The organism is Myxococcus sp. CA033 (genome assembly GCF_013336625.1).
In the GTDB taxonomy this organism is placed as follows: domain Bacteria; phylum Myxococcota; class Myxococcia; order Myxococcales; family Myxococcaceae; genus Myxococcus; species Myxococcus llanfairpwllgwyngyllgogerychwyrndrobwllllantysiliogogogochensis.
In genome coordinates this window covers 957842-969300 of the sequence record NZ_JABUMU010000002.1, presented here as the reverse complement: position 1 = coordinate 969300, position 11459 = coordinate 957842, and the positions used below count along the sequence as shown (strand labels likewise).

Sequence of the window (11459 nt, the reverse complement as noted above, 5' to 3'; positions counted from 1 at the left end):
TTGACTCATGGGCCCGCTCACCAGAGGCTGTGACGCAATGCTGATTCGATGGGTGGCTTGGGGCGCGATGATGGCGCTGCACTTCCTCGCGATTGTCTTCGTCCCGGCGTCGATTGCGCCCGCGCTGGCCGGCTCCGTCTACCTGCCGCTGATGCCCCTGCGTGCCCTGGGGCTCCCAGTCTTGTCGCAGGAGCCGTCGGGCGGCTGGGCCGGACCATCGGTGCTCGGCTGGGTCGCGGTCGTCCTTGTCTGGGGGCTGGTGTGGTGGGGCGTGGTGTTGCTGCTCACCCACTTCGTGCAGCGGCGCGTTCGTCGCGCATCTCACGTGGCTTGATGGAGTGACGTCGGCTTCCGGCGAGGCTCCTTCAACCCGCGACGCCAACGGCCTCTGGCTCGTGCCAGCCGAGGCCCAGACATTTCCAGCACGTCGCGGTGCGGAGGATGGACCCCTTCCCCGTGCAGGCCGCGCAGTCGAGCGCGCTCACGGTGCGCTCGGGCAACAGCTCCCGCAGTCGGGGATACTTCTCGCGGCTCGTGGTGAGTGCGACCACCTTCCACGCGTCATCAGTCGCTTCGGACTTGGAGTCCTCCCAGTCGTACGTCAACACCGTGCCGTCTGGGCGAAGGACGACCAGGCCGCCCATGTCGGCATACAGGGGCAGTCCGCCGAGTTCGCGGGCAAGCTCGCGCTGGTCAGCGGGCTCCGTGGGATTGAGCAGGAACTCCTTCAGCCACCGCTCGATATCGTGACGGAGGCTCTCGGAAGGCTTGTGGCTCATGCTCCCTCGAAACGGGAGTGTCCTGGTCGTCATGCCTCCAGAGGTTAGCGCCTCCGACGCAACGGCGCTTCAAGGGGCCGCCGCGCTCTTGCCGAAGTCCGCGCCGCGAAGCTGGAGGACGCAGTCCAGGGGCAGTGGCCCCTTGGGGTCGCGGAGGAAGGCCATGGTGACTTGTCCGCCGCAGCGATTGAACGACGCGCCATGGCTGTAGCCTCGCAGCTCGACGTAGCGGGCCTGTGACATGGACTCGAGCAACTGCCGTCCCCAGTCAGGAGGCGTGTCCGGGTCGAACTCCCCCGCGAAGATGAGCGTCGGCACGTCGCTCTTCACCGGCGTGTTCTCCTCCGCGGGCACTGGCGCCACGTTCCACACCCGGCACGTCTCCATGGACGCCGTCCCTTCGTCCACCCCGCCCAGCCCCAGGGCCGGTGAGCGCTGCGCCGCGATGCGCTTCGGGTCCTCGAACGGAATCTCCTCCGAGCACCAGACCGACAGCCGCAGCCCCCAGCTCATCGTCGACGGACCCAGGCTGTCCTCCACCAGCGGCGTCAGCTCCGAGTAATCGCCCGCCGCCGCCCGGCTGATGATGCGCGGGAGGAGGGGAATCCTCTCGGGGTCATGCAGCGCATTGTAGAGGGCCTCGACGACCTGCGCGCCGCGCACCTCCACCGGGCGTCCTTCCGTCGCGGACTCCTTCAAGACGAGAGGCAAGGGCTTGCGCTCGGCGGTGGCGACGAGCTGGGCGAAGCGCTTGCGCAAGTCGGGATGCGCGGCGGAGCACTCACGGTCGATGGCGCACCCGTCGAACACCAGGTCGAGCGAGCGCAGCAGGTTCATCGCGGCGACCTCGTCGAAGTTCACCTCGGGCGGCAGCACCGAATCCAGGATGACCGAGCGCACTCCCGCCGGATGTCTGCGCAGCACGGTGAGCATCAACCGCGTGCTGTAGGAGAGGCCCTGGAGGTTCCACGTCTCGTAGCCGAGGACCTTGCGCAAATCCTCGATGTCATCCGCCGTCGCCGTCGTCGTGTACCCGTCCAGGTCGACCCCGGACGCCGTCAACGTCGCACGGCAGCGGCCCGCCGCCTTCGTCAGCGCGTTCTGGGCACTGGCGCCGCGCAGCCGGCCCGCCGCCATCTCACCCTTGAGCGTGTTGATTTCGGGGCACTCCAGCGCTGGCTGGGCCATCTTCACGCCGCGCTGCTCGAGGACGATGAGGTCGCGCTCGTCGAGCAGGAGGTTCTTCTTCCCGGAGCGCAGCCGGGCCACGGAGCTGACCCCGGGACCGCCCGGCATGAAGAGCAGCGGGTCCTTCGCCGGGCGCTCGGCGCGGCTTCGCAGGCGCATCACCGGCAGCCGGATGGAGCGGCTTTCCGCCTTGCTCCGATTCTCCGGAACCACCAGGAACCCACAGTCGATGCCCTCTCCGGCTTCCACGGTGGAGGGGCAGGGTGCGGGCTCGAACCGGGGCACGCCCGAAATGGCGAGTGACAGCGATGCCAGGAAGGCCATGATGCTCGAGGACATGGGCTCCGTTAGAAGTCAGCTCCCCGGCTCGCGTCCAATACCGAAATCCAGGCCTGTGATAGCGAAGTGATCTCACCCACACTCGATGCCCGTCGCCTCACGTGTTTCATCGCGGTCGCGGAGACGCTGCACTTCCGCAAGGCCGCGGAGCGCCTGCGTCTGGCCCAGCCCGCGCTGAGCCAGCAGATTCGCCGCCTGGAGGAGGAGCTGGGCTGTCAGCTCCTGAAGCGGGACCGGCGGCGCGTCGAGCTGACCCCGGCGGGCAGGACGCTGCTCGAAGCGGGAAGGCGAGCGCTCGTCCACCTGTCCCATGCGGCGGAGGCTGCCCAGCGCACCGCCAGGGAGCAGCAGTCCTTGCTGCGCGTCGGGTTCGTCAATCCGGCCGCGTTCGCCCTGGTGCCGGACGTCCTGCGCGGCCTGCGGGCCGAGCACCCGGATGTGCACCTCATGCTGCGCGAGGCGGACAGCGTGACGCTCCTGGAGGAGGTCCGGCTGGGACAGCTCGACGTTGCCTTCGTGCGCGGGCCCGTCATCGCGCCAGGGGTTCGCGTCGACACGCTGCGCCGGGAGCCGCTCGTGCTGGTTCTGCCGTCGCGTCATCGGCTGGCGCGCCGCGCGCGGGTGCCGCTGGAGCAGCTCGCGGATGAGCCCTTCATCGGCTTCGCGCGGGACACGGCGCCGTCGCTGCATGACGCGATGATGGGCATGTGCCTGGAGGCGGGGTTTACGCCCACGTTCGTCACCGAGGCGGTGGAGTGGTTCACCATGGTGAGCCTGGTGGCGGCCGGGCTCGGGTGCGCCATCCTCCCGGAGTCGGTCCGCACCTTCTCGCGAGAGGGCGCCGTCTATCGCGCCGTCGCGGGAGCTCCCCGCCACGTGGACCTGGTGATTGCCCGAGCTCCCACGCCCCCAGGCCCCGCCCTCAAGGCCTGTCTGCGAATCGTGTCGCGAATGACGTCGGTGGCGCTGCGCTGAGCCCGTGGCCCCCCACGCTCGTGACGCCCCCTGCGAGGGTCCGGGTCGAAGGGCAGGGATTGAACGGTGGTCCTGTTCGGACTCGACGCACTGGATGCAAGTCGTCACTGTGGCGCGCTCGAACGGCATCCGGCCGGACCGTTCCCCAACGCGCAGCGTCCTTCCATCCGGCCGCGAGGGAGTCGACATGAAGTACACGAACCTGGGGCGCTCGGGGCTCTCTGTCAGTCGGCTGTGCCTGGGCACGATGAACTTCGGCTGGACCACCGAGGAGCCTGACGCGCACGCCATCATGGACTCCGCGCTGGAGCGGGGAATCAACTTCTTCGACACGGCCAATGTCTACGGTTGGGGCGAGAACAAGGGCCGCACCGAGCAAATCATCGGCAACTGGTTCGCGCAGGGCGGCCGTCGGCGCGAGCGCACCGTGCTCGCCACCAAGCTCTACGGCCCCATGGGAGAGTGGCCCAACGAGGGCAAGCTGTCCGCGCTCAACATCCGCCGCGCGCTGGACGCCAGCCTCAAGCGGCTGCGCACCGACTACGTCGACCTGTACCAGTTCCACCACGTGGACCGCGCCACGCCGTGGGAGGAAATCTGGCAGGCGATGGAGGTCGCTGTCGCCCAGGGCAAGGTGCTCTATGTCGGCAGCAGCAACTTCGCGGGCTGGCACATCGCCCAGGCCCAGGCCGCCGCCGCGCGACGCGACTTCATGGGGCTGGTGAGCGAGCAGTCCCTCTACAACCTGATGGCGCGCACCGTGGAGCTGGAGGTGCTGCCCGCCGCTCAGCACTACGGCGTCGGCATCCTGCCGTGGTCTCCGCTCCAGGGCGGTCTGCTCGGCGGCGTGCTGAAGAAGGAACGCGAGGGCAAGCGCCGGCTGGAGGGCCGCGCGCAGGAAGCCCTCCAGAAGAATCGCGAGCGAATCGAACGCTACGAGAGTCTCGCCGCCGAGCTGGGACACGAGCCGGGTGACGTCTCGCTGGCGTGGCTGCTGCACCAACCCGCCGTCACCGCGCCCATCATCGGACCCCGCACCGCGGGGCAGCTCGACGCGGCGCTCCGAGCGCTCGAGGTGAAGCTCGATGACAAGGCCCTGGCCCGGCTGGATGAAATCTTCCCGGGGCACCGTCCCGCGCCCGAGGACTACGCCTGGTAGCGCCGCGCCACCCTCCACCTTGCGCCACCTGTCGTCCGTCGGTGTCTAGGAATCGGTGCCTCTCACGAGGCACTGTCGTTGCTGGGAAATTCTTATTTCCTTGTAATCCTGGACACCCCTCTGATGCCTGAGGCAAGGTCCAGCTCACCGAGGGTGGCTGCGCCCTCATCGCGCTGGAGTTCACATCATGCGTCGCTTGGTCGTGTTGTTTTCGCTCCTGGGTCTGTCCGCGTGTGGTGGTGGTGTCGAGTCCGCTGGAACCGAGCCGGAGGCTGTCTCCGGGACGGAGCAGGAGCTCTGCTCCAGCGCCAATGCCTGGGAATGTTTCTGCGCGCAGTTCAAGACGCAGGAGGCCTGTAGGACGGGCTCGCAGCGCTGTGTCTGGCAGCCGTACACGGCGGTCGGCAGCCGCTGTCTGCCGACGTACGAGTAACAACACCCGGTTCGCGCGCCTCTGACAGGTGGCACGAGCCCGGCGGGGGACGTGTCCTCTCGTCGGGCTCGGCTCCCGCTCAGGGCGCGAGCGGCCCGGTAGGCTCCGTCGGGGGCGGGGGTGGCATCTGTGTCCCGGAGACAGGTCCGGTGCGAGGCAACACGACGATGAAGGTCGTGCCCTGACCCGGGTGGCTCTCCAGGAAGATGCGTCCGCCATGTGCCTCGACGAGCTGGCGGGTGATGAACAGCCCCAGGCCCAGGCCGCCGTAATGGCGGCTGGACACCGCGCGCTCGAAGCGGTCGAACACGCGCGCCGCGTCCTCGGGCGCGATGCCGATGCCCCGGTCCCTCACCTCCAGCCGGGCCTCTGCCTTGTCCCCGAGCACGCGCACGTCCACCGGCGCGCCGTGTCCGTATTTGAGCGCGTTGGACAATAGATTGGTGATGACCTGCTCCAGCCGCAGCCGGTCCCACCGGCCCGTCACCGGCTCGGGCGTGTCCACGTCCAGGCGCACGTTCATCGTCTGCGCCTCCGCCTCGAAGCGGCGCACCAGCTCGCGCACCAGCTCTCCCAGCTCCAGCGGCTCCAACTGGAGCTCCATCTTGCCGCTCGACAGCCGCGACACGTCCAGCAGGCTGTCCACCAGCTTGGTGAGTCGGGTCGTCTGCCGCTCGCAGGTCTCCACGCCGCGCTCCAGGCGCACCGTGTCCACGGGCTCGCCCTGGTGGAGCTGTCGGAAGAGGAGCTGGAGCTGGAGCTTCAGGGACGTCAGCGGCGTGCGCAGCTCGTGCGCGGCGACGCTGAGGAACTCGTCGCGCACCCGCACCGCCGCTCGGGCCTCGCTCGCCAGTCGCCGCTGCTTGGCGCTGGCACGCTCCGCGCTGGCCCTCGCGTTCACCTGGGCGCGCGTGACGAGGAACACCAGCAGCGACATCAGCAGCCCACCGCCGGCCACCGTGGCCGGGTGACTGGAGCGCGTCCCCTCGAAGAAGGCGGGCCGCGTGGTGAAGACGAGCGTCCAGGGGGTTCCCGCCACCAGCACGGTGAGCTGCTCACGCAGCAGGCCGCGCCCCTTCGGGGTCTGCTCGGAGCGCGAGGTGTAGAGCAGGTCCGTCGCGCGGGTGCCCGCCCCGTCGTAGATGGTCAGGTCGATGGTGGACTGGAAGCCGGGGAAGCGCAGGCCCTCCACCAGGTCCCTCATGCGGAAGGCGCCGAACACGAAGCCCTGAATCTGGGCGCGGCGTGCTTCGGGGGTCGAGGGCTCGGGCTCCTCGTAGAGCGGCACGTAGAGCAGGAAGCCCACCTGTCGGTCCGGTGCGCTCTTCGGCTCCGACACCAGCCGCACCTTGCCGGAGGCCGCGGGCAGCCCCGTCTCCAGCGCGCGCTGGAGGGCCGCGTGACGCACGGGCTCGGACGTGATGTCGAAGCCGAACGCGCGCGCGTTGTTCCCGTCGAAGGGCTCCACCATGGTGATGACGGCGTGGTCCTGCCGCACGATGCGGGGACGGATGCGATAGTCGGGGAAGCCCTCGGCGCGCACCTCGGCCTCGTGCCGTGGAAGGTCCTCCTCGCGAAGCCACTGGGCGAAGCCGATGCTCTGGATGCCAGGAAAACGCCGCCGGGCCTCCAGGCTCGCGGTGTACGCGCGGAACTCCCGCCGCTCCACCTCCTGGCTGCCGCTGAACACCCCGCGCGTGCCCAGCAACATGGCCTGGTACATGTCCATGCGTTGCAGGAGCGCCACGCTGCCGTCGGTGACGGCGTTCTCGAAGAGCTGCTCCCGGCGCAGGTCCACGCCGCGCTGGACGTAGGCCGTGGCCCCCGCGGTGATGAGCAGCCCCGTCAGCAGGGCGCCATACGCGGCCGCGTTGCGGCGCAGGTGGGAGAGGAGGGGGGGCGACACGGCTTCGCGGGAGCAGGACCGGAGGGAGGTTGCCGGGGAAGGGGCCGGGAGAACGACGACGCGAGCTTCGAGTGCGCGGCGGCCCCCTTCAAGCCGTCCCCACCCGCGCGTGTCCTCCAGGAGAAACGTCCGGGGCCGAAACACAATCCCCGCCCGCCCGTTCGCACCACGGACACTGCAACGGCTGCTCGCTCAGGGCATTCTAGGAGCCATGGTGCGTCACGTCATCGTCGTGGGAGCGGGACCGGGTGGGCTGTCCGCCGCCATCAACCTGGCCGGCCAGGGCTTTCGAGTCACGGTGGTGGAGAAGGACCCGGTGCCCGGCGGGCGGATGAAGGGCCTGACGCTCGGACCGCAGGGCGAGTATTCGCTCGATACTGGTCCTTCCATCCTCCAGCTCCCCGGTGTGTTGGAGCGCATCTTCGAGCGGGCGGGCCGGCGGTTGGCGGACTACGTGAAGCTGGTCCCCCTGGACGTCAACACGCGGGTGCACTTCTGGGATGGCACCCACCTGGACACCAGCCGACACCCGGAGCGCATGGAGGCGGAGGTCGCCCGCTTCGGTCCGGAGCAGGCCGCGGCGATGCGCCGGTGGTTGGCGGAAGGGAAGGAGAAGTACGGCGTCGCGTACGAGAAGTTCATCTGCACGCACGCGGGAAGCCTGGGTTACTACGCCCCCTGGCGTCTGGCGCCCACGCTGCGCTTCAAGCCCTGGCAGACGCTGTACCGGCACCTGGACTCGTTCTTCCATGACGACCGGCTGACGTACGCGCTGGCGTATCCGTCGAAGTACCTGGGCCTGCACCCGACGACGTGTTCGTCGGTGTTCAGCGTGATTCCCTTCCTGGAGCTGGCCTTCGGGGTGTGGCACGTCGACGGCGGCTTCCGAGAGCTGGCGCGAGGGATGATGCGGTGCGCGCAAGATTTGGGCGCGACGTTCCGCATGGGCGCGCCGGTGGAGCGCGTGCGCGTGGAGGCGGGGCGCGTGGTGGGCGTGACGCTGGTGGGGGGCGAGGTGTTGGACGCGGACGCGGTGGTGATGAACGCGGACCTGCCGTACGCGGCGACGAAGCTGGTGCCCGCCGAGGCGCGCGAGGGCTCGCGGCTGACGGACGCGGCGCTGGAGAAGGCGAAGTACTCGTGCAGCACGTTCATGGCGTACTACGGGCTGGACACGCGCTACGAGGACCTGCCGCACCACCTCATCTATCTCTCGGAGGCGGCGCGGCGCACGGACCGGGACGCGCTGGAGGACCGGAGCGTCGACGTGGACGACCCGCCCTTCTACGTGTGCAACCCGTGTGTGACGGACCCGTCCGGCGCGCCGAAGGGGCACTCCACGCTCTACGTGCTCGTGCCCACGCCCAACACGGCGCGGCCCGTGGACTGGGCGAAGACGGAGGCCACGTTGCGCGAGCGCATTCCAGACATGCTCGCGAAGGTGGGGTTGAAGGGCGTGCGTGAGCACATTCGCGAGGAGCGCTACTTCACGGCGGAGACCTGGCGGGATGACTTCAACGTGTTCCGGGGCGCGGTCTTCAATCTCTCTCATACATGGATGCAATTGGGGCCGCTGCGTCCCCGGGTGAAGAGTCCGGACGTGGAGGGCTTGTTCTGGGTGGGTGGGGGCACGCATCCGGGCAGCGGGCTGCTCACCATCATGGAGAGCGCCAACATCGCGGCGGACTACCTCAACCGCGAGGCGGGCCAGGGGCCGCTGCCGGGCTGGCCGTACGTGCCGCCGCTGGACGACGTGACGCGGGATGCGGCGGGCCCGTCGTCGATGCAGGCGCCCCGGGCGCGCGCTGGCTGAGCTTCCTTCCCCTCCATGCGAACGGAAGGGGTCCCTCGCGTGGGGTCGCGACGGATGCGAAGCTGTCACCCTGTCCGTGGAGGTCGCGAGCGTATGCCCTTCTTCATCCCGTTGGCGGTGGGTGGCCTGGTGCTGACGGCGCTGGGGCTCGGCGTGAAGCGGGTCCTGGATGAGGGCCTCGTGGGGGCGCCGGAGCCGCCGGACGTCCGCGCGGCACGGGAGCGGCACGCGGTGGCGTTGGGCTCGCTCAAGTCGACCCGGCTGCGCGTACGCGCGGGGATGGCCTCGCTGGGCGAGCGGCAGGTGAAGGCGAAGGCGGAGGTGGTGGAGCCGCTGCGTGGGCTGCTGGCGCGCCTGGAGCGGTGGGAGCATGCGAGGCGGGAGGACGTCCTCCCGGCCGAGGCCCTGGCCGCGTTGGAGGCGCTGCCCGCCGAGCCCGTGTCGCGAGCGGCGCGGCGTGCGTGGCCGCTGTTCGGTTCAGGGGCGACGGCGCCGCTGGAGCTGGTGCCGGTGCTCGAGTGGTTGGAGCGGGGCTGGTTGCAGGAGGACGCGGTGCCGGTGGTGTTGGATGGGATGTCGCTGTTCCATGCCGCAGCGCCCTGGGCCGCATCACCCGCGCCGGACACGGTGGAGGCGCGTGTGCGGTGTCTGGAGGACTGCGCGGCGACGCTGACGCGGGCCACGGACTTCCTGGAGGCGCTGCTCGCGCGACTGGCCGCGCTCGACGCGCGGGTGGGAGCGCTCCATGGCCGCGCGGAGGTTCAGCTGACATACCTGGATGCGGCCAGCTTCGAGGAGGGCAGCGCGGAGCCTCGTGAGCGGCTCTCTCGCCTGGGTGTGCTCGCGGGACAGTTGATGGTGCTGCTGCGCGCTCCGGTGCTGACGTTGGATGGGCACCTCGCGCCCGAGCCTCCGGTGTCAGCGGAGGAGCAGGCGCGGGCTCAGACGTAGCGCCGCGCACAGGACGGAGGCTCGCGCCCGAGCCTCCGGTGTCAGCGGAGGAAGCGACGCTGCTTCAGACGTAGCGCTGCGCGAGCTGGGACACCTGTCCCGTCGCATGCGTGACGGCGACGGCGGCCTGCTGCGTGGTGTCCAGGTGGCGCAGTGTGTCCGTCGTGAGTTCGTCCAGCTCGCGCACGGCGGCGAAGAGCTGGTCCACGCCCTGGTGCTGCTGGGCCACCGCCTCGGCGATCTGTCGCACGGCGGACGCGGACTCGCGGGACAGCGTGGCCAGCTCGCGCAGCCGCTCACCACTGGTGCGCAGCGGCGTCAGCGCCGTCTCCACACCCGCGGCGCCCCGGTCCGTCATCTCCGTCGCCTGGGTTGCGGCCGAGGCCATCGTCTCCAACAGGCCGCGCACCTGATTGGTGGCCTGGACGGACTGGTCCGCCAGCTCGCGCATCTGCCGCGCCACCACGCCAAAGCCCTTGCCGTGCTCACCCGCGCGCGTGGCTTCAATGGCCGCGTTGATGGCCAGCATGTGCGACTGGTCCGCCAGCGCCTTCACCACTTCCGACACGCGCCCCACCTCGCGGGCGCGCTGCCCCAGGTCCTGCATCTGCTCATGCAGCCCGTCGGCGATTTCGCGGATGGAGGCGAGGCCCTTCTCGGTGCCGAGCAGGGACTCCTCGCCCAGCCGGCCCACGGCGGCGGCGCGCTCGGCGACCTGGAGGATGCTGGTGGCGCGCGAGGCCGCCACATGCGACGCCTGCTGGATTTCCTGCGCGGTGGCTCGCGCCTGATGCAGCGCCGCGGCCTGTCGCGACAACGTCTGGTTCTGCTGGCTGCTGGCCTCCGACAGCCGGTTGCCCGCCTGGGCCAGGTCCCCGGCCGACGAGCGCAGCGAACGAGGCAGCTCCTGCAGCCGCTGATAGAGCTGCCACGTCGTCGCCGCCAGGTCGCCCAACTCGTCCGTGGACACCCAGCGCGGCGGCGCGGCGCGGCCTTCCACCAACGCCTCCAGCGATGCACCGACCGCCCGCGAGCCCTTGGCGAGCCTGCGCGCGGCCCACGCCGCCGTGAGGATGGAACCCAGCGCGGCATAACCGCCGAACATGATGACCGGCAGCACCAGGTCGCGCTGCAGCGGCGCCACGGTGGCGCGCACGCGGTCGGCCGACGCGGCCTGTCCTCGTGACTCGATGTCGGCCGCCAGCGCGCCCATCTCCCGCTCCAGCCTCAGGTGCAGGGTGACGATGCTCGTCAGACATGTGACAAGCAGCGCGGACACGACGGTGGCCGGAAGCAGCCACAGCTGCCTCGGCGCGAAGCCCTCGCCCGCGGGCCGGGCACTCGGCGCGCGCTGGTATGCCTCCAGCACGGTGGGCATCAGCATCTGCTCATAGAGCATGTACAGGAGCGGGCTGCTGAACAGCCCCGCGCTCACCGCCACCGCCACGCCCACCGGCACCACCGACATGGGCCTGTCCAACAGCAACGCCACGCCGCCGTTGAAGAGCACCCCACCAATGAACCACGACACCATCGACTCGCCGAACGCCAGCGTCGAAGGGATGCGGATCAGCCGCTCCACGCGCAGCTTCCCCTGCGAGGCCATGGCGCGCTTCAGGAGCCACGGAATCACAAGCACCGGCTGCGCCACCGCGCACAACCCCAACACCAGCGGAGTGATGACTCCCAGGAGGATGCGCGTCGCGCGCGGTCCTTCCAGTGAGAGCAATTGCATGTCCACGTAGAGGGCCGGACAGAAGGCCACCGTCGTGATGAGGGACCGCAGCAGGTACATCCGCCGGAACAGCGCGCCAGGGGTCGGAAGCGGAGGAGTAGACATCGGGAAGCAGTGACTCCGGGGTGGCAGTGACCTCAGCGTGCGGGCCGGCGCGCCTTGCGTCAATGTCCCGTTTCAG

10 protein-coding genes are annotated in these 11459 nt (G+C 69.9%); 6 read left to right on the top strand and 4 right to left on the bottom strand.

Translation table 11 applies throughout. The features are described from left to right. Window positions 1-37: 37 nt before the first annotated feature. Window positions 38-334 (top strand): hypothetical protein, encoded by a 297-nt coding sequence (locus tag HUA78_RS09820; RefSeq protein WP_141643321.1) that lies wholly within the window; start codon window positions 38-40, stop codon window positions 332-334. Window positions 335-365: 31 nt separating this feature from the next. Here HUA78_RS09820 and HUA78_RS09815 read toward each other — a convergent pair whose 3' ends face one another. Then, entirely contained in the window at window positions 366-779 is a 414-nt protein-coding gene (locus HUA78_RS09815; protein WP_174476135.1) for a hypothetical protein, read from the bottom strand. 69 nt (window positions 780-848) lie between these two features. Next, a complete protein-coding gene (locus HUA78_RS09810) occupies window positions 849-2306 on the bottom strand; it encodes an alpha/beta fold hydrolase (protein ID WP_174476134.1) in 1458 nt (485 codons plus the stop codon). A gap of 66 nt (window positions 2307-2372) precedes the next feature. On the opposite strand from HUA78_RS09810, the gene HUA78_RS09805 reads away from it, so the two are divergent. The 3 genes from HUA78_RS09805 (at window position 2373) to HUA78_RS09795 (ending at window position 4873) form a co-directional block, all read left to right on the top strand. Next, entirely contained in the window at window positions 2373-3281 is a 909-nt protein-coding gene (locus HUA78_RS09805) for a LysR family transcriptional regulator (RefSeq protein ID WP_174453940.1), read from the top strand. 187 nt (window positions 3282-3468) lie between these two features. Further along, window positions 3469-4440 carry an aldo/keto reductase gene (locus HUA78_RS09800; RefSeq protein ID WP_174453941.1) on the top strand — a complete coding sequence of 324 codons (972 nt, stop codon included), beginning with the start codon at window positions 3469-3471 and terminating at the stop codon, window positions 4438-4440. 187 nt (window positions 4441-4627) lie between these two features. Next, complete coding sequence (locus HUA78_RS09795; RefSeq protein WP_141643326.1) at window positions 4628-4873, top strand: hypothetical protein; 246 nt, start codon at window positions 4628-4630, stop codon at window positions 4871-4873. Between the two features lie 79 nt (window positions 4874-4952). On the opposite strand, the gene HUA78_RS09790 is transcribed toward HUA78_RS09795, so the two are convergent. After that, entirely contained in the window at window positions 4953-6779 is a 1827-nt protein-coding gene (locus tag HUA78_RS09790; protein WP_174476133.1) for a CHASE domain-containing protein, read from the bottom strand. Window positions 6780-6990: 211 nt separating this feature from the next. Between HUA78_RS09790 and HUA78_RS09785 the strand changes: the two genes are divergently transcribed. Next, entirely contained in the window at window positions 6991-8592 is a 1602-nt protein-coding gene (locus HUA78_RS09785) for an NAD(P)/FAD-dependent oxidoreductase (RefSeq protein WP_174476132.1), read from the top strand. A gap of 93 nt (window positions 8593-8685) precedes the next feature. Further along, window positions 8686-9543 (top strand): hypothetical protein, encoded by an 858-nt coding sequence (locus HUA78_RS09780; RefSeq protein WP_174476131.1) that lies wholly within the window; start codon window positions 8686-8688, stop codon window positions 9541-9543. Between the two features lie 64 nt (window positions 9544-9607). Here HUA78_RS09780 and HUA78_RS09775 read toward each other — a convergent pair whose 3' ends face one another. Next, window positions 9608-11383 carry a methyl-accepting chemotaxis protein gene (locus HUA78_RS09775; protein ID WP_141643331.1) on the bottom strand — a complete coding sequence of 592 codons (1776 nt, stop codon included), beginning with the start codon at window positions 11381-11383 and terminating at the stop codon, window positions 9608-9610. Between the last annotated feature and the right edge of the window lie 76 nt (window positions 11384-11459).

Bases quoted from the DNA above. Each gene is read 5' to 3' on its own strand.
- HUA78_RS09780 (WP_174476131.1), top strand. From the start codon at position 8,686: ATGCCCTTCTTCATCCCGTTGGCGGTGGGTGGCCTGGTGCTGACGGCG.
- HUA78_RS09785 (WP_174476132.1), top strand. From the start codon at position 6,991: ATGGTGCGTCACGTCATCGTCGTGGGAGCGGGACCGGGTGGGCTGTCC.
- HUA78_RS09795 (WP_141643326.1), top strand. From the start codon at position 4,628: ATGCGTCGCTTGGTCGTGTTGTTTTCGCTCCTGGGTCTGTCCGCGTGT.
- HUA78_RS09815 (WP_174476135.1), bottom strand. From the start codon at position 779: ATGAGCCACAAGCCTTCCGAGAGCCTCCGTCACGATATCGAGCGGTGG.
- HUA78_RS09810 (WP_174476134.1), bottom strand. From the start codon at position 2,306: ATGTCCTCGAGCATCATGGCCTTCCTGGCATCGCTGTCACTCGCCATT.
- HUA78_RS09775 (WP_141643331.1), bottom strand. From the start codon at position 11,383: ATGTCTACTCCTCCGCTTCCGACCCCTGGCGCGCTGTTCCGGCGGATG.
- HUA78_RS09820 (WP_141643321.1), top strand. From the start codon at position 38: ATGCTGATTCGATGGGTGGCTTGGGGCGCGATGATGGCGCTGCACTTC.
- HUA78_RS09800 (WP_174453941.1), top strand. From the start codon at position 3,469: ATGAAGTACACGAACCTGGGGCGCTCGGGGCTCTCTGTCAGTCGGCTG.